The 26,657-nt window shown below is 63.8% G+C and carries 29 protein-coding genes; 12 read left to right on the top strand and 17 right to left on the bottom strand.

Annotated elements, in window-relative coordinates; all coding sequences use genetic code 11:
* Positions 1–86 precede the first annotated feature (86 nt).
* The gene (locus IF803_RS28335; protein WP_245288834.1) at positions 87–773 is read left to right on the top strand and encodes a YqcI/YcgG family protein; all 687 of its coding nucleotides are present in this window, start codon (positions 87–89) and stop codon (positions 771–773) included.
* Positions 770–1,090 (top strand): cupin domain-containing protein, encoded by a 321-nt coding sequence (locus IF803_RS28330; protein WP_028343180.1) that lies wholly within the window; start codon positions 770–772, stop codon positions 1,088–1,090. The genes IF803_RS28335 and IF803_RS28330 overlap by 4 nt, the downstream gene beginning before the upstream one ends.
* Positions 1,091–1,115: 25 nt before the next feature.
* On the opposite strand, the gene IF803_RS28325 is transcribed toward IF803_RS28330, so the two are convergent.
* A complete protein-coding gene (locus tag IF803_RS28325; RefSeq protein ID WP_016847357.1) occupies positions 1,116–1,298 on the bottom strand; it encodes a hypothetical protein in 183 nt (60 codons plus the stop codon).
* A gap of 52 nt (positions 1,299–1,350) precedes the next feature.
* On the opposite strand from IF803_RS28325, the gene IF803_RS28320 reads away from it, so the two are divergent.
* The gene (locus IF803_RS28320) at positions 1,351–1,509 is read left to right on the top strand and encodes a hypothetical protein (RefSeq protein ID WP_225645895.1); all 159 of its coding nucleotides are present in this window, start codon (positions 1,351–1,353) and stop codon (positions 1,507–1,509) included.
* A gap of 248 nt (positions 1,510–1,757) precedes the next feature.
* On the opposite strand, the gene IF803_RS28315 is transcribed toward IF803_RS28320, so the two are convergent.
* The 4 genes from IF803_RS28315 to IF803_RS28300 all read right to left on the bottom strand — a co-directional run bounded on the left by IF803_RS28315 (position 1,758) and on the right by IF803_RS28300 (position 5,325).
* Complete coding sequence (locus IF803_RS28315; RefSeq protein WP_461194330.1) at positions 1,758–3,020, bottom strand: CaiB/BaiF CoA transferase family protein; 1,263 nt, start codon at positions 3,018–3,020, stop codon at positions 1,758–1,760.
* Between the two features lie 299 nt (positions 3,021–3,319).
* Positions 3,320–3,742 (bottom strand): GFA family protein, encoded by a 423-nt coding sequence (locus IF803_RS28310; protein ID WP_026193083.1) that lies wholly within the window; start codon positions 3,740–3,742, stop codon positions 3,320–3,322.
* A gap of 352 nt (positions 3,743–4,094) precedes the next feature.
* Positions 4,095–4,670 carry a DUF6456 domain-containing protein gene (locus tag IF803_RS28305; protein WP_461194294.1) on the bottom strand — a complete coding sequence of 192 codons (576 nt, stop codon included), beginning with the start codon at positions 4,668–4,670 and terminating at the stop codon, positions 4,095–4,097.
* Positions 4,671–4,764: 94 nt separating this feature from the next.
* Positions 4,765–5,325 (bottom strand): GcrA family cell cycle regulator, encoded by a 561-nt coding sequence (locus tag IF803_RS28300; RefSeq protein WP_461194292.1) that lies wholly within the window; start codon positions 5,323–5,325, stop codon positions 4,765–4,767.
* Between the two features lie 127 nt (positions 5,326–5,452).
* Between IF803_RS28300 and IF803_RS28295 the strand changes: the two genes are divergently transcribed.
* The 3 genes from IF803_RS28295 (at position 5,453) to IF803_RS28285 (ending at position 7,844) form a co-directional block, all read left to right on the top strand.
* Positions 5,453–6,091 (top strand): LexA family transcriptional regulator, encoded by a 639-nt coding sequence (locus tag IF803_RS28295; protein WP_028343184.1) that lies wholly within the window; start codon positions 5,453–5,455, stop codon positions 6,089–6,091.
* Positions 6,092–6,252: 161 nt separating this feature from the next.
* A complete protein-coding gene (locus tag IF803_RS28290; RefSeq protein WP_038383504.1) occupies positions 6,253–6,528 on the top strand; it encodes a hypothetical protein in 276 nt (91 codons plus the stop codon).
* Positions 6,529–6,692: 164 nt separating this feature from the next.
* Positions 6,693–7,844, top strand: a complete 1,152-nt coding sequence (locus IF803_RS28285) for an OpgC domain-containing protein (protein ID WP_461194291.1) — start codon at positions 6,693–6,695, stop codon at positions 7,842–7,844.
* Between the two features lie 84 nt (positions 7,845–7,928).
* On the opposite strand, the gene IF803_RS28280 is transcribed toward IF803_RS28285, so the two are convergent.
* From IF803_RS28280 to IF803_RS28235, 10 genes are all read right to left on the bottom strand, one after another.
* Complete coding sequence (locus tag IF803_RS28280; RefSeq protein ID WP_304496290.1) at positions 7,929–8,783, bottom strand: HpcH/HpaI aldolase/citrate lyase family protein; 855 nt, start codon at positions 8,781–8,783, stop codon at positions 7,929–7,931.
* Positions 8,784–8,786: 3 nt separating this feature from the next.
* Complete coding sequence (locus IF803_RS28275) at positions 8,787–9,242, bottom strand: MaoC family dehydratase (RefSeq protein ID WP_016847346.1); 456 nt, start codon at positions 9,240–9,242, stop codon at positions 8,787–8,789.
* The gene (locus tag IF803_RS28270; protein WP_429037405.1) at positions 9,243–10,019 is read right to left on the bottom strand and encodes an enoyl-CoA hydratase/isomerase family protein; all 777 of its coding nucleotides are present in this window, start codon (positions 10,017–10,019) and stop codon (positions 9,243–9,245) included. It lies immediately after the preceding gene.
* 16 nt (positions 10,020–10,035) lie between these two features.
* A complete protein-coding gene (locus tag IF803_RS28265) occupies positions 10,036–11,235 on the bottom strand; it encodes a CaiB/BaiF CoA transferase family protein (RefSeq protein ID WP_461194290.1) in 1,200 nt (399 codons plus the stop codon).
* A 109-nt stretch (positions 11,236–11,344) separates the two neighbouring features.
* Positions 11,345–12,061, bottom strand: a complete 717-nt coding sequence (locus IF803_RS28260; RefSeq protein WP_028343189.1) for an ABC transporter ATP-binding protein — start codon at positions 12,059–12,061, stop codon at positions 11,345–11,347.
* On the bottom strand, positions 12,058–12,816 hold the full coding sequence (locus tag IF803_RS28255) for an ABC transporter ATP-binding protein (protein ID WP_461194288.1): 759 nt from the start codon (positions 12,814–12,816) through the stop codon (positions 12,058–12,060). The genes IF803_RS28260 and IF803_RS28255 overlap by 4 nt, the downstream gene beginning before the upstream one ends.
* 2 nt (positions 12,817–12,818) lie before the next feature.
* Positions 12,819–13,598 carry an SDR family NAD(P)-dependent oxidoreductase gene (locus IF803_RS28250; RefSeq protein WP_461194286.1) on the bottom strand — a complete coding sequence of 260 codons (780 nt, stop codon included), beginning with the start codon at positions 13,596–13,598 and terminating at the stop codon, positions 12,819–12,821.
* Positions 13,595–14,623, bottom strand: a complete 1,029-nt coding sequence (locus tag IF803_RS28245) for a branched-chain amino acid ABC transporter permease (protein WP_461194284.1) — start codon at positions 14,621–14,623, stop codon at positions 13,595–13,597. Before IF803_RS28245 ends, IF803_RS28250 begins: the two co-directional genes overlap by 4 nt.
* The gene (locus IF803_RS28240) at positions 14,620–15,522 is read right to left on the bottom strand and encodes a branched-chain amino acid ABC transporter permease (protein WP_461194282.1); all 903 of its coding nucleotides are present in this window, start codon (positions 15,520–15,522) and stop codon (positions 14,620–14,622) included. Before IF803_RS28240 ends, IF803_RS28245 begins: the two co-directional genes overlap by 4 nt.
* 98 nt (positions 15,523–15,620) lie before the next feature.
* Complete coding sequence (locus IF803_RS28235; RefSeq protein ID WP_038383532.1) at positions 15,621–16,880, bottom strand: ABC transporter substrate-binding protein; 1,260 nt, start codon at positions 16,878–16,880, stop codon at positions 15,621–15,623.
* A gap of 171 nt (positions 16,881–17,051) precedes the next feature.
* Here IF803_RS28235 and IF803_RS28230 point away from each other — a divergent pair, with 171 nt between their 5' ends.
* From IF803_RS28230 to IF803_RS28210, 5 genes are all read left to right on the top strand, one after another.
* Complete coding sequence (locus IF803_RS28230) at positions 17,052–18,545, top strand: AMP-binding protein (RefSeq protein WP_461194280.1); 1,494 nt, start codon at positions 17,052–17,054, stop codon at positions 18,543–18,545.
* Positions 18,542–19,186 (top strand): TetR/AcrR family transcriptional regulator, encoded by a 645-nt coding sequence (locus tag IF803_RS28225; RefSeq protein ID WP_461194278.1) that lies wholly within the window; start codon positions 18,542–18,544, stop codon positions 19,184–19,186. The genes IF803_RS28230 and IF803_RS28225 overlap by 4 nt, the downstream gene beginning before the upstream one ends.
* On the top strand, positions 19,183–19,956 hold the full coding sequence (locus IF803_RS28220) for an SDR family NAD(P)-dependent oxidoreductase (RefSeq protein WP_461194276.1): 774 nt from the start codon (positions 19,183–19,185) through the stop codon (positions 19,954–19,956). Before IF803_RS28225 ends, IF803_RS28220 begins: the two co-directional genes overlap by 4 nt.
* A 9-nt stretch (positions 19,957–19,965) precedes the next feature.
* The gene (locus IF803_RS28215) at positions 19,966–21,888 is read left to right on the top strand and encodes a flavin-containing monooxygenase (RefSeq protein ID WP_461194274.1); all 1,923 of its coding nucleotides are present in this window, start codon (positions 19,966–19,968) and stop codon (positions 21,886–21,888) included.
* Between the two features lie 508 nt (positions 21,889–22,396).
* Positions 22,397–23,026 carry a DsbA family protein gene (locus IF803_RS28210; RefSeq protein ID WP_461194329.1) on the top strand — a complete coding sequence of 210 codons (630 nt, stop codon included), beginning with the start codon at positions 22,397–22,399 and terminating at the stop codon, positions 23,024–23,026.
* Positions 23,027–23,065: 39 nt separating this feature from the next.
* Here IF803_RS28210 and IF803_RS28205 read toward each other — a convergent pair whose 3' ends face one another.
* A complete protein-coding gene (locus IF803_RS28205; RefSeq protein ID WP_461194272.1) occupies positions 23,066–24,076 on the bottom strand; it encodes a glutathione S-transferase N-terminal domain-containing protein in 1,011 nt (336 codons plus the stop codon).
* Positions 24,073–25,569 carry a M81 family metallopeptidase gene (locus IF803_RS28200; RefSeq protein WP_028343200.1) on the bottom strand — a complete coding sequence of 499 codons (1,497 nt, stop codon included), beginning with the start codon at positions 25,567–25,569 and terminating at the stop codon, positions 24,073–24,075. The genes IF803_RS28205 and IF803_RS28200 overlap by 4 nt, the downstream gene beginning before the upstream one ends.
* A gap of 187 nt (positions 25,570–25,756) precedes the next feature.
* Between IF803_RS28200 and IF803_RS28195 the strand changes: the two genes are divergently transcribed.
* Positions 25,757–26,551, top strand: coding sequence for a class II aldolase/adducin family protein (locus IF803_RS28195; protein WP_021080321.1), 795 nt, complete (start codon positions 25,757–25,759; stop codon positions 26,549–26,551).
* Positions 26,552–26,657 lie beyond the last annotated feature (106 nt).

Here is a 26,657-nt window from a genome sequence, read left to right as displayed (position 1 = left end):
TGAGTGTAGGGGGTGTTATGGAGCGCTTGTTCTTGAGAAAAGGCGAAGTCGCGTCAAACTTTCCGGTCAGCAGCTGGCAGAGCGTGATGTTCTCCGAGTTTGAAGCGCAGATGAGCAGCGAGGCAAGGCCGTTCCCTTGCGTGTTCGGCGTGACCGGACATCGCCAGGATCAGCTCCGCTACCTTTTCCTCGATCCATATGATGTGGCGGTGCTGGGCGAGCAACTCGGGCAATATGTCTCGCAGGCGCGCTCGTTCGGTCCCAACACCTCGTTGATCGTGTTCACGCGGCCCCGCCCGGTACAGACGCTCGACGCCTATTATCGCAAGATGTGGCTGACGCTCGACCAGCTCGCACGGCTGGACAAGAACCCGTGGCCATCGGAGATTCCGGAACAGATCGACCACCCGATGTGGGAGTTCTCATTTGCGGGCGAGCCGATCTTCGTGGTCTGCACGACGCCCGCGCATGTGATGCGGCAAAGCCGCCGGTCCAGCGCCTTCATGCTCACGTTCCAGCCGCGCTGGGTATTCGAGAAGATTCTCGGGACGGAGAAAGCCGCGAACGCCGCGTTCGCGGAGGTGCGCAAGCGCCTGATCCCGTACGACAGCGCGAGCCCCTCTCCGCTTCTTGGCCGCTACGGTGCGACCGACGGCCGCGAGTATCTGCAGTACTTCCTGCACGACGACAACAATGCGAGCTCGGGCTGCCCCTTCGCCAAGCTCGCGCAGAACAAGGCGCAACCGATCGCGAACAAGGAGCAGGCAGCATGACCCAGATCATCGCAGGCACGAAGACTGAATTTGCCATCGACACGGAGATTCTGAACCTGCTCCCGGCCCAAGGCTCGGTCGAGCTGCAGCATGATGCGGCCGGCAAGGTGCATCAGTTTCATACTCATCCGGTCGACGAGATCCTGATGATCATCAGCGGCCGGCTGAACTTCATCTGGGATGGCGGCGAGCGGGTGGTCGGCGCCGGCGATACCATCCTGCTGCCAGCCGGCACGCTGCATCAATCCGAAGCGCTCGAGGGCGGCGCAATCTACGTGATCGCGACGCAGCCGCCCGCCAAGCCGATGAACAACTGACGCACAGGAAAGATTTGCGAGCACCTCAGGACAGTGAGGGATCGCGCGGCGGCTCAACCGCCAAACGTTCGACCAGCTCGATGACCTCGGAACGCTGATCGGGCGCAAGTCGAAGGAAAGCCTTCAACAGTCGCAGGCTTTCCAGTGTTTCGCTCGATGGAGCTCCGAGCTTCTTCTGCAGCTCTGCAACGTATGTGGGATTTTTCATCTCGCACCTTAAGTGAGGATTACGAATGGCATACCCAGGTAAACGTGAAGGCTTGGCCCAGAAGGTCGACACCGCAGCACAAGAGGCCGAACGCCTCGGCCTCACCACGGCAACCCTCATCCTCCGGATGGCACGCCTCGAGATTGATCGGGCGGAGCCCGAGGAAGTTGAAAGTATGCCAAGGAACAACTTGCGCAGCAAGCCGAACTGAGTTCCCGAAACGGACGAGCTCCCGGGCCGCCGGCGACGCGCCGGGGCCTGCGACGCCTGAAAGACATCTCGCGAGGCGAGAGGATTCCTCTCGCCCGCGGTCAGGTTGGTTTGCGAGTAGTTGATCTTTTGTGCAGGCCGAGCACGCTGGAGCGTTTTCGAGCGAAGCGGATACCGGTTCGCGTCAAGGAAACGCCTCAAACTGGAATCTAGGAGCCCCGTTCCGATTCCATCGGAACGGAAAAGGCTCTAGCCGGTGTTGCCTGCCTTGCCAAACGCGCCGGCCTCGGCCAGCGCGGCGATGCGCCGGTCGTCGTAGCCAAGCGTCTTGCTCAACACGTCCTTCGTATGCTGACCGAGCAGCGGAGCCGCAACGGGATCAATGCTCGGCGTCAGGCTCATATTGACCGGCGACTCGATGTTCGGAACCGAGCCGGCGGTTGGATGCGCAATCCTGCTCAGGCGATGCCGGTCGCGCACCTCGGGCGCGTTGAACCCCTCCTCGACCGTCCGCAGATAGCCAACCGGAATGTTGGCCTTCTTCATCTTCGCCATCCAGTTCTCGAGCGTGTCGCCCGCAAACACGCTGGCAATGATCGCGCGCAGCTTCTCCTTGTTGGCGGTCCGCGCCTTGCGGTGAGCAAACTCGGGATCGGTGACGAGATCCGGGCGTTCCAGCACGTCGGTGACCAGCCGGCGATAGAGCCGGTCATTGGCGCAGGCCATGTAGAGCGGACCATCGGACGCCCGATAGACGCCGACGGTCGGCGAACCATTCGGAGAGTTGCCGAAACGGCCGGGATTGTTGCCATTGATGAGATAGGCCATGCCGTAGAAGCCGGTCATTGACACCGCGGTGTCGATCAATGCGACCTCGACCTGCTGACCGCGACCGAGCCGATCGCGTGCGATCAGCGCCAACAGGATGGCGTTGCAGGCCGACATGCCCGTTGCCATGTCGACGATCGGCGGCCCGGTGCGCACCGGCTCGCCATCCGGAAAGCCGTTGAGCGACATGAAGCCGCTTTCGGCCTGCGTGATCGGGTCGAAGCCCGGGCGCAGCGCGAAATCGCCTTTGCGGCCGTAGGCGGAGATCGAGCAATAGATCAGCCGCGGGTTGGTCGGCGCCACCGACGCGTAATCGAGACCGAATTTCTTCATCACGCCGCCGGAGAAATTCTCCACCACGACGTCCGCCTTGGCAATCAACGCGCGCGCGACCTCGAGCGCGGCCGGATTGTTGAAATCGAGCGCAATGCCGCGCTTGTTGCGATTGAGGCTCAGATATGCCGCGCTCTCCCCGCCGATTTCGGCGTGCTCATAGGCGCGCGTGTCATCACCGCCGTCCGGGTTTTCGATCTTGATGACTTCGGCCCCGAAGTCGGCCAGCGTTTGCGTGCAGGCCGGGCCGGCCACGACGCGGGTGAAGTCGACGACCAGCAGGCCGTCGAGCGCCGTCGGAACTCCCTCCCCGCGCGGCGTGCGCCCCGGCAATTCTGGTCTGGTCATGATCTGACGCTTCCTCTGTTATTTTGTCAGGCGAAATACGACGGTCCCTGCCAAGACCGGCACTGCTCGCCTTTTAGCGGAAGCTCGTCAGCAAAACCAAACCCGGATTTTGCAGGGCGGGACCATCGTCGGACATGGCTGTCAATGGTCAGGACGACCGGCGGCGCGGGCGGCCGCCGACATGGTCAGACGCCTCGCATGCGAAGCGAGCCTGCCGGATACCGATCTGTTGGGCGGAGCCCATACGAAGACGGGTGGCGGCACGCCGCCGCCACCCGCTTTCGTGATGGAGAGCCTTCGGGCTATTCGGCGATCATTTCGCCGGAGCCACCGAACTCGGCCGGAAAATCCTTCAACTTCGGCAGGCCATCGCGTATCTGCAGCACTGCCTCGGAATAGTTGACGTGAACGCCCGGGCTGAATTTCAGCGTCGGGATCGTTGCGGTGAACACGTCGACGAGCCCGAGCGTCGGGTGGTTGGTCATCAGGTGACCGCCGCACTTTGTGCAATATTTGCGCTGGCTCATCGCGGTCTTCTCGAATGTCGCGATGTGGTCGGCACCCTTGGTGACCTCGACCGCCTCGGGCTTCCAGAGGCTGAACGCATTCACCGGACCGCCAGACCAGGAACGGCATGAACGGCAGTGGCAATAGCCCATTGCCTCGGGCTCCCCGCTGACCTTGAGTTCGACGGCGCCACAAAAGCAGTTTCCAGTGTGATTCATCGGTCGGTTCTCCCTTGGGTTATCTTGATTGGGCTCCGCGTCGGCATCGATCCACGTTGCTCGTGGTGTTCGTCATGCAGAGAAGATGTACACAGTGCGTAGCGGCAAACTCCCTTGCGTGGACGTACCAGACCCTTCCCCGCGCGAGAGGCCTCGAATGCAGGCAGGTCGTCGACGCGACGGAAGTTACATGAGAGTCCGTGCCGCTGTCGACCATCTTCGCCACAGCCTGGCCGGGCCCAATCCCGACCGCACACAAGGAATGAGTTCAGTGTGAGGCAAGGCACAGTCATGTCGTGAGTTGCTGCCGTGCCGGATTCCAGCGCGGCAAACCGGCACGTCAGCAATCACGTCAGCGTTGACGGTCCTTCACCGGAACCCTGCTTGCCGTCGCAAGCCCGTACATCAGCGCCAGCCGATCCAGGCATTCCTTGAGACGCCGCGCAAAATAGTCTTGCCAGCGCTGCGTACGCAGTCCGCGCCGCTGTCCAACCTGCTCCATGGTCATGCCGAGGATCAGAACATCGTGCACCAGTGCCGAACCGTCGGCGCCGAGTTCATGCTCGGCGCGATTGAGGCGCAACGTCGCCTGGCGCTGCCCCTCGGTGATCGGCTCGCGTCGCAGGCCGCCATCGACATATTCGCGTGTCGTATCCACCGCGCGCGGGCCGCGCTCGGCTTTTTCCCAGTCGTTCTGGAACGCCCGGCCGCTCCGATACTGCGTATCGTCGATCTGGCGGTGCGCATGCAACCGGCCGAGCGGATCGTTGCGGATCGAGCGAAAGGCAACGATCTTCTCGCCCGGCTCGAGCGCAAGGGGATCGTCGACCTCGACGGTCGCCACCTCGGCATTAAAGGGCAGATCCTGGGCACGTCGATCGTGCACTCCGGCGGGATCGTACGGCTTCCGGCGCTTGGCTCGCGACATTGGTAACCTCCAAAATGTCTGATGATGGGCGCGCGGAGGCTTCCGCGCGATCGCGGTTGCGGACCGATGTCCGTCGGTCAGGTGATGAATTGCCTCAACCGGCCCCGATGGCTTGAAGCCAGGCGGCGCTCAACACCGGCCTCGCCGTGGCTTCAGGATCGCGACTCAGGTGAAAATGCGGGGTGCAGTAGCTCGAGCCCGACCGGCACGGATGACCGCAGAAGGTGATTGTCTCGCCGTCGCCATCCCCGCCATAGGGATAGCGGCAGTCTCCGGGCTTAAGGTCGAGCAGCGAAAGATGCCGCGGCACGACCGTGGCGCAACGAAGTTGCGGCATCTCCACCGTTTCAATGAAGATCCTTGGCCCGCGAAGCAAATCGGGCGTCGGTTCGGCGCGCCCTTCATGCAGCCGCCCGATCCTTGGGAGCTCCGGCAGGGACGGTTTGGGCGGATCGAGGTGCCCCGGCAGGGACGGCTCGAGCCTTTCGAGGCCCGCCAACCCCATGCGCTGCGCCCGGCTGAGCGCCGCATTGCGTGTATAGGCCGTATTGAAGGTAGCGTTGATCGTGTCAGCGATTTCCGAATAGGACAAGCCGCGGGCGCGGAGGTCCTGCAAGGCTGCCGAATGCTCCGGCAGCCAGTTCATCGTTTCCATTCCAAATTCCCATTTCTGTCATTCCGCCGGCGCCTCGCATACCTTCCGATATTCCGAAGAAAAAGTCAAGCTTGTTTCTGATAATCGTAACGGATATAGTGTGTCCGGGTTTGGGAAAGGATGAAACATGCTGGACGCGGCACTGATCGAACGAGCACTGGAAAAGACCGGGAAGAGCAAAGGCGGGCTTGCCCGCGCGATGGGGGTTCGGGCTGGGGCCGTCTCCGAAATCCTGTCGGGAATAAGGTTGATCAAGGCATCCGAGATTGCCCCGATCATGGAGTATTTGGAGCTGAATTCGGTGCCGATCGTGGGCCGGGTCGGCGCCGGCGCCTCGATCCAGCCGGAGCTTGAGCAGGTCCCGCCGGAGGGGCTCGGCGAAATCGAGCTTCCGTTCCCGGTGACGGAGGAGACCGTCGCTTTCGAGGTCTCAGGCGATTCGATGCTGCCGAAATACGAGAACGGCGACGTCATCGTGGTGTATCGCGAGCAGCGCTATCCGCTGTCGAGCTTCTACGGAGAGGAAGCTGCGGTCCGGCTGAAGAGCGGCGAGCGGTATCTGAAGACGATCGAACGCGGCAGTTCGTCCGGCACCGTCAACCTTAAGAGCTTCAACGCCAAGCCGATCAACGGCGTAAAGCTCGAATGGATCGGCGAAATCTGCGTCACCCTGCCCCGCGGCCAGATCGAAAGGCTGCGCGGCAAGTCGGCGGTGAAGGGGCGAAAATCTGCCCGGACGCAGGGCGGGCGATCTTCCGAGAAGTAACCGTGCTGCTTCAGGGACCGGCCGGACCGATTCGGACACCTTCGAGCCGAATCGGTCCGGCCATGCATGCCTGAATTTCGGTTTTCAATAATTCACCTTGACATACTTCCGATTATCGGAAATAATACCCGGTGACAGTCAGAACATCGAACGATCAGGCAATGCAGTATTTCGTCGTGATGATCGACTATGGCCGCCGTGGCCGCGAGGCGATCGTTGATCCCGAAATGACACGACGCGACGTCGTCTCACGAATCGCCTCGGGAGAATATGCGAACATCAGCTTCATTCACGAGATTGCCGAGCGTTCGGTCGAGGATGTCACGGACGATCTCCTGGCCGAGGCCGCCTTGCCGGAACTCCCCGTGACCGGCGCAAACCTGCAAGCCAATACGCTCGATCACGCCCGCGACCTGCGCAAACACGAGCCGGTCTGACACCGCTCACGAGTTGATTGCGAAAACGTGATCTTTCTTGAGCCGGCCACTTGGCCGGAACCCGAAACGGACTAGATAGGGTTCACGCAAAGTCTATTCGGACCAGGCGCGGGTTCCCTCTAGATTAGCGATTCGTTTCTCGGGCCGGCAAATTTCAGCTTCAGATGACTTCGACAACAAACGCCGAGATCGCGAAAGCCGATGGCGATCTCAGGATCGCGCTGCTGCTTGGCATCGCAAACTGGTTTCTGTTTCTGGACCATATTCCGCACAACGTTGTCGGCGCGCTGACCATGCGCAACTTCGGCTTCAGCGGCGCAACCGACCTTTTTGTATTCGTGGGCGGCTACGCCGTGACGCTCATCTACGCCAGGATGACGCTGGAACGCGGATTCCTGGTGGCCGCAACCCGCATCTTCAAGCGCGTATGGCAGCTCTATGCCGCCTATATCGTTCTGTTCGTGATCTATGTCGAGTTGATCAGCTATGTCGCCACCCGGACCGCGGCGCCCGAGATCATCAGCGAGTTCAACATCACCGGATTCATCGACCACCCGATCCGGACGTTAATCTACGGCCTGTTCCTGCAGGCCAAGCCGCTCAATCTCGACGTGCTGCAACTCACCATAGCCTTGATGGCGTTCCAGTCCATCATCGTGTTCGGGCTGTTGTACGTGCCGAACGTGACGGTCGTCGCATCCGTGACCCTCTATGCGGCCGGCCGGCTGCTCGACTGGAACCTGTCGTCATATCCGTATGGCGACTGGTACCTCAATCCGTTCTGCTGGCAATTGCTATTCGTGATGGGCGGCTGGCTCGCGCTGATCGGCACGCGATATGCGCCCGCGATCCGCGCGATGCAGGCTGCTCCCGCGCTGCGCGCCATAGCGTTGCTGTATCTGCTGTTCGCCCTGACTATCGTCTCGAGCAGCGATATCCCGGCACTCGCGCAAATGATGCCGAGCGGGCTGAGCGATATGCTGCCGCCAAACGACCGGGAGGATGTCGCACCTCATCGCATCCTGCACTTCCTGACCCTGACGTTCCTGTTCACGTGGCTGGTGCCGCGCGATTGGGAATACCTGCGATCTCCCGCCTTGCAGCCGATCATCAAGTGCGGCGAGGAGTGGCTGGCCGTGTTTTGTGCAGGCGTCTTCCTCTCATTCGCTGCGCACCTGATCCTGATTACGGGCCCATACTCACTGGCAAGGCAGGTCGCGGTCAGCATCGCCGGCATCGCGGCGATGACGGCCGTCGCCTACTACGTCTCGTGGTCAAAGCAGCAGGACGGCAAGTCGGCCGTCGCTCATTCCTGATTCCTGCGGTTAGTCGATCGCCAGCGACCGCCGCCGCCGCACCTCGCTATCGCGCAACATGGCGGTGTCCGGCCCGCCTGCCGACTATTTCCTGCGCGACGCCAGGATCTTCTCGGCGGCGCGCAGATGCGGCTTGTCGAGCATCTTGCCGTCCATCTTGGCGACCCCCGATGGGTTATTGGCGAACGCGGCGATCACCCGCTCCGACCATGCGATTTCTTCATCCGTCGGCATGAAGGCCGCGTTCACGACGTCGACATGCTTGGGATGGATCACGGCCTTGGCAAGGAAGCCATCCTGCCGCGCCGCGATCGCCTCGGCCTTCAACGCATCGAGATCGTTGATGTCGGTCGCGATGGTATCGATCGCGACGACGCCGGCGGCGGCCGCGCCGATCAGGCAGAGATCGCGCGCCAGGATGAAGGGCGAGTGATAGCGGCCATCGCTGCGGTTGCGCGTTGCCCCGAGCGAGGCCGCGAGATCCTCCGCGCCCCACATCATGCCCCACAACCGCGGGCTCATGTTCTCGAAATCGAGGATTTTCAGCACCGACCGCGCGGTCTCGGTCGCGACCGTCACGATCCGCGTGGTGCCCTGCGCGATATCAGAGGCCGCTTCGAATGCGTCGAGATAGAGTGCGAGCCTGTTGACGTCGGCGGCGCCGGCACATTTCGGCAGTACGATTCCATCGGGTTTGCCCGGCATCACGGCGGCGAGATCGCCGAGCGTCAGGTCGGTGTCGAGTGCGTTGACGCGGATATAGAGCTTCTGCTCCGGGTTGCGCGCATCGAGCATCTGGCGCGTGATCCCGCGCGCGACCACCTTCTGGTCCGGTGCGATGGAATCCTCGAGGTCGAGAATCAGCGCGTCGGCCGCGGTCTTCTTCGCGCTTTCATATTTCCGGGTGCTGTCGCCGGGAACGAACAGGAACGATCGCATCGCTTACGCCTTCGGCTTGCAGTGCATCAGGCCGGTGCGGCGGCAGCTCGCCACCACCTCGCCGCGCTGGTTGGTCATGGTGTGCTCGAACTCGACGATGCCCTGGGTCGGCCGCGACTTGCTGGCGCGCTTGCCGATGATCCTGGTGTGCGCCTTCAGCGTGTCGCCATGGAACACCGGCTTGGGGAACTTGACGTCGGTCATGCCGAGATTGCCGACGGTGGTTCCCAATGTCGTGTCGTATACGCTCATGCCGATCATGATGCCGAGCGTATAGAGACTGTTGAACAGCCGCTGGCCGAACTCGGTCTTCTCGGAAAAATGTGCGTCGATATGCAACGGCTGCGGGTTCATGGTCAGGAGGCTGAACATGGTGTTGTCCATCTCGGTCACGGTCCGGCTGAACTCGTGGTGGAATTCCTGCCCGATCTCGAACTCCTCGAAATACAATCCAGCCATTTACCGTCCCTTGTAATTGGGTGCCCGCTTCTCGACGAACGCATTCAGCCCTTCCTGGCAGTCTTCCGTCGATGCGACCACAACAAAACTTTCCGCCGTGTTTTCCACCGAGCGGCGGAAATCGGCATCGACCGCACGCATGAAGGCGTCGCGTCCGATCTTCATCACGATCGGCGATTTCGCCGCGAGCTTGCGTGCGATCTCGCGCGCCCGCGCAAGCGCAGTGCCCTTCGGCACCACCTCGCTGAGCAGCCCCATGCGAAAGGCGGTCGCGGCATCGAAGGGCTCGCCAAGGAACAGCGGGCCGAATGCCTGGTGCTTTCCGACCAGCCGCGGCAACTGCACAAAATGGATCGCCGGGATCAGGCCGACATCGATCTCGGGATAGCCGAATGTCGAGCCGTCGCCCGCGACGATCATGTCGCAGGAGATCGCGATCGTCATGCCGCCGGCCCGCACCGCTCCATCGATCGCCGCAATCGTCGGCTTGCCCATGCGATACTGCGTATCGTTCAGCGCGAAATACAGCCGCTCGAGGAATGTCTTGGTCTCGATCGCGGGCTTGCCCCTGACGATGTCGAGATCGAGGCCGGCGCAAAACACCTTATGGGCGCTGCTGACGATCACAGCCCGCACCGCCTCATCATCGCGGGCCTTCGCCAGCGCCGCCAGCAGCGCGTCGATCAGGGGAATGCTGAGTGCGTTGACCGGCGCGCGATCCAGCACGATCTCCGCAATCTGGTCGGTGACCGAGTAACGAACGAGGTCGGTGCTCATGGTGTGTTGCCTCCCGTTAGCTCTTGGCCTGCCGCACGGCGCCCGACAGCAGCAGGCCGTCGATCTCGGCGGAACCGAAGCCAGCCTCCGTCAGCACGGCGCGGCTATCTTGCCCGACGTCAGGCGCGGGGCAAAGGTGATCCTCGGACAGGCTCGCGATCCCTGGCGTGCGTGGCGTGTAGACCGCGCCGACGCCGGGTGTGTCCTGGCGCACCGACGCCCTGGTCGCCTCGACATGGACATTGCGCAGCCATTCGCCAGGATTGAGGATCCGCTCGGCGATGATATCGGCCGCATGCAGCCGCGTGAGCCAGGCATCCGTCGCCTGGGTCAGGAACACCTCGCGCAATTGCGGGATCAGCGCGTCGGCCGCATCGGCGCGGCTGGCGAAGTCGGCAAAACGCGGATCGCCGGCGAGATCCTCACGGCCGATCACACCGCACAGCCGCTTGTATTGCGGCTCGTTCACCAGGGTGACCATCATCCAGCCGTCATGGGTCTGGTAGGTGCCGGCCGGAACGTTCAGCGCGCGCGGCGCGCCGCCCTCGAGGATGAACTCCGCCACCTTGTGACCGAGCAGCGCCGACGTCGACTGGCAGAGATTGACGTCGATCCAGCGGCCGGTGCCGACGGTCGCACGCGCGAACAGCGTCGTGGCGATGGCCTGGAACGCATAGACGCCGGTGACGACGTCGGAAATCGTGGTGCCGACCCGATGCGGCACGCCATCGGCGCCGAGATTGACCGAGACCAGCCCCGAGAACGCCTGCGCGACCGAATCCGAGCCGGGCCGCTGGGCGTAGGGGCCGCTCTGCCCGAAGCCACTGACCGACAGGTAGACCAGGCCGGGATTGTCGCGCGACAGGCCTTCATAGCCGAGCCCGAGCCGCTCCGCGACACCGGGGCGAAATCCTTCGATGAGGACGTCGGCCTCGCGCGCCAACCGCTGCGCGATCGTGATCCCGTCCTTGTGCTTCATGTCGAGGCACAGGCTGCGCTTGCCGCGGTTGTAGACCGCCGACAGCGTCGTGTGATTGCCGTAGGTCGTGCCGAGATAGCGCGACCAGTCGCCCTCCGGCGGCTCGACCTTGATGACGTCGGCGCCGTAGACCCCGAGCAGCATCGCGCAATAGGGCGAGGCAATCCCCTGCCCGAAATCGAGTACCTTCAGCCCGCGATACGGCGCTTCATGCGTCGGCGTCAGCTTGCCCGCCATTTGTCCTCCCATCGCTGTCGAAGTGCCTTGTCCTTGGGGCATGATCCCCGCGCAAACGCTGTGCGCTTGTCGCGAGGGAAAACCGCTACGCTCTTTCCCGGATCATGCCCTACAGCGCCAGATAGCGCTGCCGGATGTTGTCGTTGGCCTTCAGCTCTTCGATCGAGGATGTGTAGACGATCTGGCCCTTGTCGATAACCGTCGCGTGGCTCGCAAGGCCAAGGCAAAAATGCATGTTCTGCTCGGCGATCAATACTGTGGCACCGGTGCCGCGGAGCTGCCGCAGCAACTCGCCGATGCGCTGCACGATGATCGGAGCCAGCCCCTCGCTCGGCTCATCCAGCAGCAGCAGCACTGGATTGCCCATCAGCGTGCGGGCGATCGCCAGCATCTGCTGCTCGCCGCCGGAGAGCCTTCCGGCGATCCGGTGCCGCAGCGGCTCGAGCAGCGGGAACACGTCATAGACGCGGCGGATCGACCACTCGTCCTCGCCATCAGGTCCCTTCTTCTGGCCGATGACGAGATTGTCCTCCACCGTATGCTCGGGAAAGATCTGGCGGTCTTCCGGCACGAAGCCGAGCCCGGCTCGCGCGATGTGATGCGGCCGCATTCCTGAGACCACCTGGCCGCGCAGGGTCACCTTGCCGCGGCGCGCCGGCGTCAGCCCCATGATGGCCTTCATGGTGGTCGACTTGCCGGCGCCGTTGCGGCCGAGCAGCGCCATGGTCTCGCCCTGCCGCACCGACAGGCCGACGCCGAACAGGATCTGGCTGGTGCCATAATAGACGTCGAGGTCGTCGACCTGCACCACCGGCTGCGCGCTCATGCCACCGCTCCCGCGTGGTCGTCGCTGCCGAGATAGGCCTCGATCACGGCATCATTCCTGCGGATCGCGTCCGGCGTCCCGGTCGCCAGGATGCGGCCGTAGCACAGCACGACGATCCGAGGCGCGATCTTGAATACGATGTCCATGTCGTGCTCGATGAACACGACGGTGATCTTCTGCTTCTCCCAGAGCTCACGCACCTTGTCGATCATGCGCCAGCGCTCCTCGGTGCCCATGCCCGCGGTCGGCTCGTCGAGCAGCAGCACCTTGGGCTCGAGCACCAGCGCGAGCGCGATATCGAGCAGCTTCTGGTCGCCGTGCGACAGCGTCGCCGCGGTCCTGGTGCGCTTGCCGGCGAGGCCGAGCAGCTCCATCGCATGCTCGGCGCGATCGCGCGTCTCGGCCAGCGGAAACCGGCGATGCATCACGCCGGCGCGGCGCTGATCGGCACAGACTGCAGCGAGCATCGTCTCCTCCACCGTCAACGACGGGAAGATGCTCGCGACCTGGAAGGCGCGGCCGATGCCATGGCGCACGATCTCTGGCGGGGCCTTGCCCGCCATGTCGACGCCGTTGAGCAAAATCTGCCCGGCGTCCGGTCGCAGCGCGCCCGTGATCAGGTTGAAGAACGTGCTCTTGCCGGCGCCGTTGGGGCCGATCACGGCGGTGAGCGAACCGTCGGCGAAGTCGAGCGAGACGTTGTCGGTCGCCTTGACGCCGCCAAAGGATTTCGAGAGTCCGAGAATCTTCAGCATGGCTAGCCGCTCGCCTCCCGCAGACCGCCATAGGTGCTCCACGATGTGCCGGCAAGCCAGCCGCAATCGACCGGCACGTTGGCGCCGGTCATCGCCGAGGCCGCATCGGACGCCAAGAATGCGACGACGCGGCCGATTTCCGAGGGGTCGACGAGGCGGCGAAGTGCTGCGTTGGCAGCCAACGCCGAGACATCCCGCTCTCCGCGATCGATGGCATTTTTCAGCGCCGGCGTCAGCGTGTAACCAGGCGACACCGCATTAACGCGGATACCGGACGGCCCCCATTCGGCCGCGAGGCATTCGGTGATGGCGATCACCGCCGCCTTGGCGGGCGCATAGGCATGCAGCGGCATCGAGCGCATGCCGGCAATCGAGGCGATGTTGACGATGCTGCCGCGCTTGCGCGCGATCATCTGCCGCGCAAAGGCAACGCAGGCCACATAGGTGCCGCGCTGGTCGACGCGCACGACGTCGTCCCAGGAGGTCATCGGCAGATCGTGCGGCCGGACCGGCACCTGGATGATGCCGGCGCTGTTGACCAGCACCGCGACCGGGCCGCAGTCACGCTCGATCGCGGCCGCACAGGCCTCGACGCTGCGCTCGTCCGCCACGTCGGCCGCAAAGGCCTTGCCACCGACTTCCGCCGCAACCGTCCGCGCCTTGGCGAGATCGCGGTCGAGAACGGCGACGAGATCGCCGGCCGCCGCGAGCTCACGTACGCACGCCGCGCCGATGCCGCTGGCGCCGCCGGTAACGACGCTGATCCGTGTCTGTGCACTCATGGCGCGCGCTCCCCGGCTTCTCCGCGACGCTGCGCGAACCATTCGACGACGAAGTCCATCAGGCCCTTTCGCAGGCCGATGGCAAAGAACAGGATCACGATGCCGAGCACGATGCCGTGATACTCGGTCAGGCGGGTAACGGTATCGTTGAGGATCAGCAGCAGCACCGTGCCGACCATCGGTCCGAGGAAGGTTGTCACGCCGCCGAGCATGTTGATGAAGATGCCCTCGCCCGAGATCGTCCAATAGGCAAATTCGGGATAGGCGCCGGAGACGAACAACGCCATGATGATGCCGCCGGTCGCCGCGAACAGCGCGGCGAGCACGAAGATCGTCAGCTTGGCGCGCCAGACATCGATGCCGATGAAGCTCGCCCGGGTGGCGTTGTCGCGGATCATGCGCAGCGTGTAGCCAAACGGCGATTGCGCGATCTGGCGCATGAGCAGCAGGCCGATCACCAGCAGGGCGCAGCTCGTGATGTAGAGATGCAGATGGTTCGACAGATCAATGCCGAGAAACGGCGGCCGCGGAATCCCGCCGCGCAGGCCCTGGTCGCCGCCGGTCAGCGACTGCCACGACAGGATGGTCGAGTGGATCAGCATCTGGAATGCCAGCGTGACGAACGCAAAGTAGATTTCCTTCAGCCGCACGCAGATCGCGCCGATCACGATCGCAACGACGAAGGTCATCGCCAGCGTGGCGACGAAGGCCACCGGGATCGGCACGCCGGTCTTCTGCATCATCAGCCCGAAACCATAGGCACCGAGGCCGAAGAACATGCCGTGGCCGAACGAGATCAGCCCGGTGTAGCCGACCAGAAGGTTGAGCGACGTCGCGAACAATCCATAGGCGGCGCAGCGGATCACGAAGTCGAGCAGCTGCTTGCTGCCGAACAGCACCGGCAACAGCGCGAGCAGGACAAAGGCCACGAGCGCGATCAGCACATCGCGGTAACGCTGCGGCCTGGCGTCGATCCGGGGAATCTCGAGGGGCTGCGTGCCCTGCCCGGCCTGCAACTCGGTCATGCGACCTCCTTGCCGAACAGCCCGGTCGGACGCGACACCAGCACGATCACCATGAACAGATACATCAGCCCCTCGGTGAACAGCGGTAAGCCGAGCGATCCGAAGGAACGGATCAGGCCGATCAAAAGCGCGCCGATCAGCGCGCCGAGGATCGAGCCCATGCCGCCGATTACGGTGACGATGAAGGATTCGATCAGCACCGAGAACCCCATGCCCGGCGTCAGCGAGCGCACCGGCGCGGCAAGCGCTCCCGCCAGTCCCGCCAGCATGCCGCCGAGCGCGAATACGCCGCCATAGATCAGCCCGGTATTGATACCCAACGCCGAGACCATTCCGGGATTATGCGCAGCCGCACGGATCACCTTGCCGATCCTGGAGCGCGCCAGCCCCAGGCCGAGAACAACGGCCGCGGCGAGCGCCACCCCGATCAAGAGCAGATAATATGGCGGCACCACGCCGCCGGCGATGAACAGCGGCGGCACCTGGAACGCGGCCGGCATGCCCATCGACTTGAACTCAGGCCCCCAGATCATGCGGACCACGTCGTCGAAGATCAGCACGAACGCGTAGCAGACCAGGAGCTGCATCAGGACGTCGCGGCCGTAGACCCGGCTCATGAACACGCGCTCGAAGATCAGGCCGAGGATCGCGGTGCCGACGGCGCCGCTCAGCATCGCCAGCGCGAAGCTGCCGGTGAGCTGGTAGGCCGTCATCGCGAAATAGGCGCCGAACATATAGAAGGCGCCGTGGCTAAAATTGACCACCTTGAGCACGCCGAAGATCAGCGTCAGCCCAACGGCGACAAGGAACAGCAGCATGCCGATGATCAGGCCGCTGGTGGTTTGCGTCACCAGGCAAGCAGGGCTGGCGAGGCAACTGGCGAGCGCGTCGAGGTCCACGGAAAATCATCCATCACGGCGGGCCGCAACGTCGGCGCGCGACAAACTTCAGATGCGAGGCGGAGGCAGCAGATTGCCGCCTCCGCCGCACACGCGGATCAGGTGTAGCCCTTGCTCTTCTTCCACTCGGCTTCGAGCTCGAAGATGGTCTTCCAGTCTCCGGCCTTCACATCGGGCACGTAGGGCTCCTGCGGGATCGTGGTGCCCCAGCCGATGGCGTAACCGACCAGCGTGTGGTCGTCGGCGCGCATGGTGACGGTGCCGTCGGCGCCGAACGGGCACTTGATCGTGAGGCCGGTGAGCGCCTCCGCGACCTTCTTGCCGTCGGTGGAGTTCGCCTTCTTGACGGCCTCGTTGAGGAACATGACCGCCGTGGCGTTCTGCCAAGACCAGTTGGTCGGATACTCGTTGTACTTGGCCTTATAGGCGTCGCCCCAGGCGGCATTTTCGGGCGTCGGCGGGAATGTCTTGATGTAGCGGTCGCCGGAGTGGATGCCCTTGGGCAGGTTCTTCACCACCGTGAGCGCGGTGTAGTCGGCCATGTTGACCGCGAACACCTCCATCTGGGTGAACATCGCGTAGATGTTGGCCTGGTCGATGTAGGAGGTAAGATCGCCGCCCCACAGGCAGGAATAGAGCGCCTGCGGCTTGGCCTGCAGGATCTTCGTCACCACCTCGGTGTAATCGGGCTGGAACAGCTTTGGCCAGGACTCGCTGATGATCTCGACGTCGGGCGCGAACTTCTTCAGGTACAGCACGAACTCGCCGGTGGTGTCGCGGCCATACGCGTAGTCGGGCGAACAGGTCGCCCATTTCTTCAGGCCCTTGGCCTTGGCGATCCCTGCCGCGTAGCTGGCGCCGACGATCGAGTCATGAATGCCCTGCCGCACGCAGCGGAAGGCGTTCGGAATGTGCTGCTTGGGATCGGCGGTCAGCGAAGACGCTTCCGAGCAGGTGTGGATGCAGAGCACGCCAAGATCGCGCGCCACTTCGTGAACCGCGAACGATCCCGAGGATGCTTCGCCGTCAAGCAGCATCTCGCAGCCGTCGGTGTTGACGAGCTCGCGCGCGATGCGCGCGGCTTCCTGCGGCTGCCCCTTGGAGTCGCGGATCACCATTTCGATCTGCCGTCCGGCAAGGCCGCCGGCGGCATTGACCTTCTCGACCTCCAGCAGCACCGCGTTGCGCGAGGACGTCCCGAGCTGCGCGACGCGGCCCGACAGAATGGTCGGCATGCCGATCTTGATCGTCTTGGCCTGTGCGCGCGCCACCCATGGCGCGGCAAAGCTCACCGCGCCGGCGCCCATCAGCGCAAGCGTCGAGCGCCGGGTGATGCCCGGTTTCCGGGTCCTCTTCATCATTCCCCTCCCTGTCGGGTTCGCGTTCCCAAAATCCCTGCCGGAGATCGTTTCGTCTCCATGGCCACAATGTTTTCAGAGCAAGGGGGGTGACGTCAAGCCAAAGATGAATTACGACTCATAATTCATCTAGGGAGAAAACGGCGCCGGAATCGGCCCCGCCAGCGGCAAATGATCAACCTTTCCAGCTTCATCGCATTTCATGCCCGGCGGACCCCGGACCGCTGTGCGCTGAAATATCGCGGCGAGGACGTCTCCTACGCCGATTTTGATCTGCGGATCCGGCAGGTCGGCGGCTGGCTCGCGGGGCGCGGGATCGCGCCCGGCGATGTGGTCGCCGTGCTGATGAAGAACAGCACGGCCTTTCTCGAGCTGGTGTTCGCGACCAGCCATATCGGCGCGGTGTTCCTGCCGATCAACTATCGCCTCTCGGCCGATGAGGTCGGCTACATCGTCGGCAATTCCGGCGCGCGCCTCCTCGTCGCAGACGAGGAATTTGCCGCGGTCGCGACCGGCGCGCCGGTCGTGCTGCTCGATGAAGTCGCGCAGTCCAGCGTCGCCAACCTTGCGCCCGACATCGCACCGGCGCCGATCCATGTGCGCCGACCGCGCGACCTGATGCGGCTGATGTACACCTCGGGCACGACGGATCGTCCCAAGGGAGTGATGCTCACTTACGAGAACATCTACTGGAAATCCGCCGACCAGACCCTGGTGCTCGGGCTCAACGCCGACACGCGGCTGCTCGTCGTCGGCCCGCTCTATCACGTCGGCGCGCTCGACCTGCCCGGCATCGCGGTGCTCTGGCATGGTGGCATGCTGTGCATTCACCGCACCTTCGAGCCCGAGCCGGCGCTCGCCGCAATCGAGCGGGAGAAACTCAACGCGGCATGGTTCGCGCCGGTCATGACCACGGCGCTCCTCACCTGCCCGAACCGCGAGCGCTACGACGTCTCCAGCCTGCAATGGGCGATCGGTGGCGGCGAGAAGACGCCGGAGCTCCGCATCCGTGCCTTCTCGGACTATTTCAAGAACGCGCGCTACATCGATGCCTACGGCCTCACCGAAAGCTGCGGCGGCGATACCTTCATGGACGCGGGCCGCGAGATCGAGAAGATCGGCTCGACGGGCCGCGCCATCGCCCATGTCGAGATCGAGATCCGCGACGATGCCGGCAAGCGCCTGCCGGCCGGCCAGAACGGCGAGATCTGCCTGCGCGGCCCGAAGGTCACGCAGGGCTACTGGAAGGATCCGGAGAAGACCGCATCCGCCTTCTTCGGCGACTGGCTCCGTACCGGCGATGTCGGCTATCTCGACGACGACGGCTTCCTGTATCTGACCGATCGCAAGAAGGACATGATCATCTCCGGCGGCGAGAACATCGCCTCCTCCGAGGTCGAGCGCGTCATCTACGAAATGCCTGAAGTGCGCGAGGTCGCGGTGATCGGCCTGCCGGACGCGCGCTGGGGCGAAAAGCCGGTCGCGATCGTGGTGCTGGCCGACGACGCCAAGCTCGACCTGCCCGATCTCGCCGATTTCTGCCGAACACGGCTCGCCGGCTTCAAGGTGCCGCGGCAGCTCGTCATCCGCGACAGCCTGCCGCGCAATCCATCCGGCAAGGTGCTCAAACGCGTGCTCCGCGCCGAACTCGAGGCCACCGCATGACGCAAGCGACATCCGCCAAAGTGACAAAACTCAACCGGGTCGAGCGCAACGCCTGGACCAAGCAGAAGATCTTCGACGCCGCGACCAAGGTCGTCGGCAAACACGGCTATGCCGAAGCCTCGGTCGCGCGCATCACCGAAGCCGCCGGCGTCGCGCAGGGCACCTTCTATAATCATTTCGAGAACCGCCAGGAGCTGCTCGACCAACTGCTGCCGAAGATCGGCCTCGACATGGTCCGCTTCATCCATGCGCGCACCGGCACCGCGAGCGAGGCCCGGCAGGAGATCGAGCGCTTCAGCGCCTTCTTCGATTTCATCCGCGAGGTGCCGGAATTCCTGCGCATCCTCAACGAGGCCGAATTCTTCGCGCCGATCGGCTACCAGAAGCATTTTGATAACATCTCGAGCGCCTATGTGCGGATCCTGCAACGCGCGCGAGCAGCGGGTGCGACCAACACCTTCAGCGACGAGGAATTCGAGGCCATCGTCCAGGTGCTGATGGGCGCACGCGGTTATCTCAGCCGCCGTTATTCCTATTCCGAGCGCGGCGTCACCGCGGTGCCCGACTATGTGATCACGGCCTATCAAAAGCTGGTCACCCGCGGCCTGTTCACCACCAGCGACAAGGGAAGAAAATCATGAGCGCTGAGGGCACCATCCTCGTCACCGGCGGAAGCCGCGGCATTGGCGCGGCGACCGCGACGCTGCTCGCCGATCAGGGGCATCGCGTCGTCATCGTCGACATCGCGCCCGAGCCGCTGGTTGGGACAGCCGTCGTCCTGTGGCCGGCGCCGTTCGACGTCGCGAGCGAGAGCGCCGTTGTCGCGGGCATTGCCGATATCGAGACCGCGCATGGTCCGATCAGCGGCCTCGTCAACGCCGCCGGCGTGTTCGGCAAGATGCACACGATCGAGCGGGTGCGGATGGAGCAATGGGACCGCGAGGTCAATATCGACCTGCGCGGCACCTTCCTGGTTGCGCGCAGCGTCGGTATTGGAATGGCGAAGCGGCGGCATGGCGCGATCGTCAACGTCGCCTCGGTGGCCGGCATGACGTCGGGCCCGATCCACGCCTATACCGCGGCAAAGGCCGGCGTCATCCAGATCACGCAGACGCTCGCCGCCGAATGGGGCCGCACCGGCGTCCGCGTCAACGCGGTGTCGCCCGGCTTCACCCGCACGGCCGCGCTCGAAGCCGGCATCGCATCGGGCGCCCTCGACAAGGATCTGCTGGCACGGCCGACAGCAATGAACCGGCTGGTCGAGCCGATGGAAGTGGCGCAGGCGATCGCCTGGCTGCTCTCGCCGCAGAGCAGCGGCGTCACCGGCATCAACCTGCCGGTCGATGCCGGCTACATCGCAGGCACCACCTGGGCCGCCTATGGCGGCCTGCCGGAAGCCCCACGTAGCTGAGGACAACGCATGAATATCGAGCTTTCGCGCAAACACCTCGATCTGTCCTCCGCCATCGCCGAGGGCGACATCCGCGTGCTGCTGATGGTGCTGGTGCACATGACCGGCGACGAGAAGTGGCTCGAGCCGCCCTACAAGCCGAAGCGCGACGTCCGCCTGATCCCGGATCCCGACGCCGGCGTGCCGAAGCAGATCCAGGACGAGATTCGCGCGGCCGTCCTGAACCTGTTCGCGCACGGCACGCCCAAGCCCGTCATCACCGATCCCGGCAATGAGCTGATGCTGCGGATGATGCGCGCGACGCTCGGCGAGAATGTCGCGCCGGAATATGCCCCGCTGATGCGGGAAGAGATGGGCTTCGTTCCGCGCGACGCGCGCTGGCGCGAGCGCCCTTCTGGCGAGAAGCTGGCGCAGCAGCATGTGCTGATCGTCGGCGCCGGGGTCTGCGCGATCGCGCTTGGCGTTGCGCTCGGCCGGCTCGGCATTCCCTATACGATTGTCGAGAAGCAGGACGAGATCGGCGGCACCTGGTACGTCAACCGCTATCCCGGCTGTGGCGTCGATACGCCGAACCACTCCTATTCCTTCTCGTTCGGCGCCCGCAATCCGTGGACCCGCTATTTCGCGCAGCGCCAGGAGCTGCTCGATTATCTGCTCAAGGTCGTGCGCGAATACGACATCCGCAAGCACGTCCGCCTCAATACCGAGCTCGTCGCCTCGCGCTGGGACGAAGGCAAGCGGCGCTGGATCTCGACGCTGAGGACCGCGGGCGGCGAAGAGACCTTCGAGTCCACGGCGCTAGTCAGCGCGATCGGCCAGCTCAATGATCCCTTGCCTGCCCGCTTTGAGGGAGACGAAAACTTTTCCGGTTTGAAGGTTCATTCGGCGCTGTGGTCCGACGACATCAAGCTCGACGGCAGGCATGTCGCCGTGATCGGCACCGGCGCGACCGCGATGCAGCTGGTGCCGTCAATCGCCGACCGCGTCGCCTCGGTCACCGTCTACCAGCGCACCGCGCAATGGGCGCGGCCGGTGAAGGGTTATTCCGATCCGATCACCGAAGGTGCGCAGTGGCTGCTCGCGCATCTGCCGTTCTATGTGCAGTGGTATCGCTTCAACATGTTCTGGCGTTACGGCGACGGATTGCTGCCGTTCCTGCGCAAGGATCCGGCCTGGCCGCATCCGGACCGCGCCGTCAACAAGGGCAACGACCGGCATCGCCAGGAGCTCGCCGACTTCATTCTCTCCGAGCTGAAGGATCGCCCCGACCTGATCGAGAAATGCATGCCGACCTATCCGCCCTACGGCAAGCGCATCCTGCTCGACAACAACTGGTTCAAGACGCTGACCAAACCGAATGTCGAGCTGGTCACCGACAAGATCGACCATTTCGCCGCGGACGGAATCGTCACTGCCGACGGCACATCGCGGCAGCACGACGTCATCGTGATCTCGACCGGCTTCAAGGTCTCCGAGATGGCGGCGCGGCTCAACATCACCGGACGTGACGGCAAGAACCTCAAGCAGGCGTGGCGCGACGACAATCCGACCGCCTATCTCGGCCTCACCGTACCTGATTTCCCCAATCTCTTTCTGATGCTCGGCCCCAATTCAGGGCCTGCGCATGGCGGCAGCGTCATCTTCCAGTCGGAGTGCCAGAGCCGCTACATCTCCGGCTGCCTTGTCGAGATGATCGAGAACGACATCGCCGCGATCGACGTGCATCCCGACGCGCATGACACGTATATCCGCGACGTCGACGCCGAGCATGAGCAACTGATCTGGACGCATCCGGGCATGACGACCTACTACCGCAACACAAGCGGCCGCGTGTTCTCGGCGATGCCGTGGCGGTTCGTCGACTACTGGAAGATGACGCACGATCCGGATTTCAGCCAATATCGAAAGACCAAGTCGCGACAGGAATCCTGACCTGAATTACCCCGCTCGTTAACTTGACAGATGGCCATAACTGCCGCAGCATTTCGCTGACTGCACCTGTTGAGGTGCTGGAGCGCTCGCTCCTCGCGTCGCAGGAATTGACGGACGATTATGGGATCGGCCGCCAGGCAGCAGAAGCGGACAGACGTCCGTCGGCCCACCTCTTGGAGAGGAGCATGACGCCACCGGCGCAAGCCAGCGACCTTGCTCAGCGGCAAGGTCTCGGTGCACGTTGAGGCGAACAGCAGCTGCTAGCCGCGTGCACTGCCGACAATCTGAACATATCCGCAGGACAGGAGCGCAAAGGCCACGCGCTTTTAGGTCCCGAAACACCACTGGTCTACACCAGAGATCCTTCGCTAAAACGAAGTAGCAGGGCCCCGCGATGCTTGACTGCACCGGGGCCCGTTCGTTTGCCCGCGATTTCCTCTTCGTCACACCCGCATTGCGCCACCGCGCGGGATCGGGAACAATTATCCTGACGAGGCGAGGAACGATGATGGAAAAGCCGCGGGTCCGAATTTACACCGACTACAAGTCTCCGTATGCCTATGTCGCCAACAAGCGGCTGTTCGAGCTCGAGGAGACGTACGGCGTCGAGCTGGAATGGCTGCCCTACACGCTGCGCATTCCCGAATTCATGGGCACGGTCGAGGAGCGCACGCCGCACTTCTGGCGCAAGGTGCGCTACGCCTACATGGATGCGCGCCGGTTCGCCAACGTGCAGGGACTGACCATGAAAGGCCCACGCCGGATCTATGACGCCTTCTACGCCAGCGCCGGCATGCTGTTCGCGCAGCGCCACGGACTGTTCCGGCCCTATCACGACACGGTGTTCCGGAAATTCTGGAACCACGAGCTGGAGATCGACGAGCTGTCCGAGATTGCCGGCGTGATCACCGCCGTCGGTGGCTCAACTGAGGCCTTCGAGGCCTATGTTCGCGGCCCTGCCCGCGCCGAACATGACCGCATCATCGACGAGGCCGAAGCGCTCGGCGTATTCGGCGTTCCCAGCATGGTGTTCAACGGCGAATTGTTCTGGGGCGGCGACCGCATCGACATGCTGATCGAGCGGATCAAGCAGCCGGAGACGATTGCGATCGCGCTTGGCAGCCGGCATCGGACGTAGGCGCCGACCGTTTCGAATCTGCCTATCGTCGCGGATCGATCAGCCTCCGTTCAGGATCGCCCAGCACCCGGTGCGTTCCAGCACGGGTTTCAACGCCGCGCGCTCGCCGGCATCGAGCGCAGTAAACTTCTCGCGCAGCTGCTGCAGGCATTTGACCTGATATTTGAACGGCGCCAGTGCATAGGGCAATCCCCAGACGTTGATCTCGAGCCGCTCGAGGCCGTTCGCGAATGCATCCGCATTGGCCTCAAGGAACGGCAGATAGAGCTCGCCGGCGATCCGCAGCAGCGCCTCCGCGAACCCGCCAAGCGCCTGCTCACGAGGATACCAGCTGCCCTCGACACCTGACGCGTCATCGAGCCGCCGCACCCAGTGATCGGTGAACGGCGCACGTTCCCGCATGATCCGCATCGGGGTCGGGTCGGTCGCCATCTCGCTGAGCTGGCCGAACCAGCCAAAATCCGCCAGCGACGGCCGGCTGCCGAACAGATAATTCGTCATGCCGACATGCGGCTCGAACGCCGCAAGCGTCCGCCGGTAACTCTCTTCCAGCAGCGGCCTGTTCTCATCCGTCGCGCCGAGAACGACCATGCGCGAAATCTGCCGCAGACGGAACTCCTCGATCTCGTCGCGGCTGCCGGCCTCGGCCTCCGACGTCGACCATTCCTCGCCGGCCCAGCGCGAGACATAGGCCTGATCTTCCGGATCCCACCAGCGATAGAGAAACAACGGCTTCACCGCCCATTCGTCGGCGAGGTCCTCGAGCAGATCGCAGATGAAAGCGATGGCCCTGTCTTCCGGGATCACCGACCGTCCCTGATGGCGCGCCTCCAGATCATAAGCCAGTGTCGTGGTCTCGCCGCGATAGCTGCCGTCGGGATATTGCAGCACCGGGATCAGCATCGGCTTCAGATGCGCGGTTGCCTCGCGCAAGGCCTTGGTCATGATCACCCAATCGTGCGGAATCCGCCGGTAGCGCATCAGCGCGCGCAGCTTGATCGCATAGGGCGAGGCGGTCGAGCCGATCAGGCGATAGCGGTTTTCCGTCATGACGATTGCTCCGAAAACGCCGGATTGCCGTACGGGTAGAACCGCGCGAGATCGACGTTTTTGTACGGCAGCTTGTCGAGACGCGTCGTGCCGAGGAACGGCTGCTCGGGCTCGACCAGGAGGATCGTGCTGGCAAAGCCGTTGTCGTCAAAACCGCGCCGGAAATGGACCCGCGACTTGATCGCCATCACGTCAAAGGTGCCGATGTCGGGCACCAGCGCCTTGAGCGAAAACGGCTCCATGACCTGCACCAGGTAGGTGGACAGGATCAGCACATTGTTGCGGCCGAAGCGCACGCAGACCCAGAACTGCCCGTAGCCCTCGCCCGCAGCCGAGATGGTGCCCTGAATCCGAACCGGATCGCCCGCCGACTCGTCGGCAAGGCCGCCGATCTCTATGTCGAAGGCATCGCCGGCCTTCGCGCCGGCGGCCTTGAGGCTTGCCGTCGCCCTCGCGTCGGCAATGGTTGCGATGACAGTGTTGGCGAGGTCCTGCGCGATGATCTCACGCAGCAGCCAGGTCGCCGACCCCGACCGGTCGCTGTGATCGGCCAGCACCACCGGCGTGTTGCCAGCGGCGACGGCCTGCTTGGCCAGCGCGACGCCCTCGGCGATGCTGTACAGCCTGGTCGATTGCAGCAAGGCTTCGCGCAGCCGCCAGATCGTGCCGGCGAGATCGCGCGCGACCTGCTCGGCGAGCTTTGGATTGTCGTTGGTCAGAACCTGAACGGTCATGCCGACATCGGGAACGTCCGCGAACGGGAAGCCGAAGAAGATGTTGACGTAGACGTCGACCTCGCGGGCCTCCCAGACCAGCGCGCGCTGCACGAGATCCATCCAAGGCCGCGCCCCGGTCCATTGCAGCACGGTGGGCGAGATCACGGGAACCTTGATCGTTCTGTGCGTCGGCTTGTAGGCGCCGCGGATCGCCCGCACCAGCATGCGTGCCGCGCGCTCACCCTGCAGATGCGCGTCATAATGCGGGAAATATTTGACCGCGAACGCCATGTCCGCCTGCTCGAGGAACGCCTCGTCCTCATTGCCGTGCGGATCGAACGTCGCCGCAATGAAGGCGGAGCGGCCGACCACTTCGCGGACCTGCCGCGCCAGATCGGCCTCCGGCCGCGGCACGTCGCGCACGGCCATCGCGCCGTGCAGGCACAGATAGACGCCGTCGAACGGGCCCTCTTCCTTCAGCCCGTCGATCATCTTGCCGGCAAAGGTGCGATAGGCTTCCTGGGTGATCCAGCCAGACCCGGTGTAGGTCTTCGGCCAGAGCGGGGATTCGATGCCGACCAGCTCGACCTCGGAGAACTCGCGTGCCACCTGCACGAAGCCGCCCATATAGTTCTTGGGATCGAACTGCAGCAGCGCCTCGCCTTTGGCCGGCGAGCCCGGATAGATGAAGTCGTCGAGCGTGGTCTCGTTCGGCAGGAACGAGACGGTTTCGTGGGAGAAATGCAGGACGGCGATACGTATCTTGCGATCGCTCATTATGGTGCGCCTCGGCTGTTTTCCGCATTGTGGCATTGAAGGCGCGGCGCGCCAATCCGCATTCGGTTTTTGCCCGCCAGACCTGCAAATACGCAGGTGCAGCGCAGCTTGCCGCCGCGCGGATTCTGCTATGGTCCGCGGCAACAAACGGGCCGCGGCCCCGCAGATATCTCGAGGAGAGAACGCCATGAATCCCCCCGTCAGCTCGCCCGCGATCAAGGTCGTCAAATCCGTCCGCGAGCAGGTGAGCGCCGAGGAGTGGCAGGCCCGCGTCGATCTTGCCGCCTGTTATCGGCTCACGGCGATGTACGGCATGACCGAGATGATCGCGAACCACATCTCCTGCCGCGTGCCCGGCACCACCGACCAGTTCCTGATCAATGCCTACGGCATGCTGTACGAGGAGATCGACGCCTCCAGCCTGATCAAGGTCGACGTCGAAGGCAACACGCTGCTCAACGCAACCGACTACGACGTCAATGTCGCGGGCTTCGTCATTCACAGCGCCATCCACATGGCCAAGCACGACATGGATTGCGTCGCGCACACCCATACCCCGGCCGGCATGGCGGTCTCCGCGATGGAATGCGGCCTGCTGCCGCTGGCGCAGACCTCGATGCGCTTCCTGCACATCGCCTATCACGACTTCGAGGGCATCGCCGACAATGTCGACGAGCGCGAACGCCTGGTCCGCGACCTCGGCGACAACGAGGCGATGATCCTGCGCAACCATGGCCTGCTGGTTGTCGGCCGCACCGTGCCCGCCGCCTTCAACGTGCTGTTCCGCCTCGAGCGCGCCTGCCAGACCCAGGTGATGGCGCTGTCCTGCAACACCAAGCTGATCTATCCGCCGCAAAATATCCTCGAAGACACCTATGAGCGGATGCTGCCGAAGCCCGGCCGCGCTGCCCGCAACGGCGAACTCGCCTGGCCCGCGCTGCTGCGCAAGCTCGACCGGGCGGATCCGTCGTATCGGGATTGAGAGCGAAAGCCGGCGCAGGCTTTCTCCATTCGTCGTCCCGGCGAAAGCCGGCAACTGTTATGTTGGTTTGGTCTGCAGGTACGGCTTTCGGTCTCGCATCATGGCA

The organism is Bradyrhizobium sp. UFLA06-06 (genome assembly GCF_054820065.1).
Note: the sequence above shows the minus strand (reverse complement) of the source record. Positions and strands in the feature narration are given on the sequence as shown.

Coding starts and splice junctions, on each gene's coding strand:
- IF803_RS28290 (WP_038383504.1), top strand. CDS start 6,253: ATGCAGTATTTCGTCGTGATGATCGACTATGGCCGCCGTGGCCGCGAG.
- IF803_RS28275 (WP_016847346.1), bottom strand. CDS start 9,242: ATGGCTGGATTGTATTTCGAGGAGTTCGAGATCGGGCAGGAATTCCAC.
- IF803_RS28195 (WP_021080321.1), top strand. CDS start 25,757: ATGAATCCCCCCGTCAGCTCGCCCGCGATCAAGGTCGTCAAATCCGTC.
- IF803_RS28335 (WP_245288834.1), top strand. CDS start 87: ATGTTCTCCGAGTTTGAAGCGCAGATGAGCAGCGAGGCAAGGCCGTTC.
- IF803_RS28325 (WP_016847357.1), bottom strand. CDS start 1,298: ATGAAAAATCCCACATACGTTGCAGAGCTGCAGAAGAAGCTCGGAGCT.
- IF803_RS28305 (WP_461194294.1), bottom strand. CDS start 4,670: ATGTCGCGAGCCAAGCGCCGGAAGCCGTACGATCCCGCCGGAGTGCAC.
- IF803_RS28330 (WP_028343180.1), top strand. CDS start 770: ATGACCCAGATCATCGCAGGCACGAAGACTGAATTTGCCATCGACACG.
- IF803_RS28215 (WP_461194274.1), top strand. CDS start 19,966: ATGAATATCGAGCTTTCGCGCAAACACCTCGATCTGTCCTCCGCCATC.
- IF803_RS28200 (WP_028343200.1), bottom strand. CDS start 25,569: ATGAGCGATCGCAAGATACGTATCGCCGTCCTGCATTTCTCCCACGAA.
- IF803_RS28300 (WP_461194292.1), bottom strand. CDS start 5,325: ATGGAAACGATGAACTGGCTGCCGGAGCATTCGGCAGCCTTGCAGGAC.
- IF803_RS28220 (WP_461194276.1), top strand. CDS start 19,183: ATGAGCGCTGAGGGCACCATCCTCGTCACCGGCGGAAGCCGCGGCATT.
- IF803_RS28270 (WP_429037405.1), bottom strand. CDS start 10,019: ATGAGCACCGACCTCGTTCGTTACTCGGTCACCGACCAGATTGCGGAG.
- IF803_RS28285 (WP_461194291.1), top strand. CDS start 6,693: ATGACTTCGACAACAAACGCCGAGATCGCGAAAGCCGATGGCGATCTC.
- IF803_RS28245 (WP_461194284.1), bottom strand. CDS start 14,623: ATGACCGAGTTGCAGGCCGGGCAGGGCACGCAGCCCCTCGAGATTCCC.
- IF803_RS28265 (WP_461194290.1), bottom strand. CDS start 11,235: ATGGCGGGCAAGCTGACGCCGACGCATGAAGCGCCGTATCGCGGGCTG.
- IF803_RS28255 (WP_461194288.1), bottom strand. CDS start 12,816: ATGCTGAAGATTCTCGGACTCTCGAAATCCTTTGGCGGCGTCAAGGCG.
- IF803_RS28205 (WP_461194272.1), bottom strand. CDS start 24,076: ATGACGGAAAACCGCTATCGCCTGATCGGCTCGACCGCCTCGCCCTAT.
- IF803_RS28250 (WP_461194286.1), bottom strand. CDS start 13,598: ATGAGTGCACAGACACGGATCAGCGTCGTTACCGGCGGCGCCAGCGGC.
- IF803_RS28235 (WP_038383532.1), bottom strand. CDS start 16,880: ATGAAGAGGACCCGGAAACCGGGCATCACCCGGCGCTCGACGCTTGCG.
- IF803_RS28280 (WP_304496290.1), bottom strand. CDS start 8,783: ATGCGATCGTTCCTGTTCGTTCCCGGCGACAGCACCCGGAAATATGAA.
- IF803_RS28225 (WP_461194278.1), top strand. CDS start 18,542: ATGACGCAAGCGACATCCGCCAAAGTGACAAAACTCAACCGGGTCGAG.
- IF803_RS28210 (WP_461194329.1), top strand. CDS start 22,397: ATGGAAAAGCCGCGGGTCCGAATTTACACCGACTACAAGTCTCCGTAT.
- IF803_RS28310 (WP_026193083.1), bottom strand. CDS start 3,742: ATGAATCACACTGGAAACTGCTTTTGTGGCGCCGTCGAACTCAAGGTC.
- IF803_RS28260 (WP_028343189.1), bottom strand. CDS start 12,061: ATGAGCGCGCAGCCGGTGGTGCAGGTCGACGACCTCGACGTCTATTAT.
- IF803_RS28295 (WP_028343184.1), top strand. CDS start 5,453: ATGCTGGACGCGGCACTGATCGAACGAGCACTGGAAAAGACCGGGAAG.
- IF803_RS28230 (WP_461194280.1), top strand. CDS start 17,052: ATGATCAACCTTTCCAGCTTCATCGCATTTCATGCCCGGCGGACCCCG.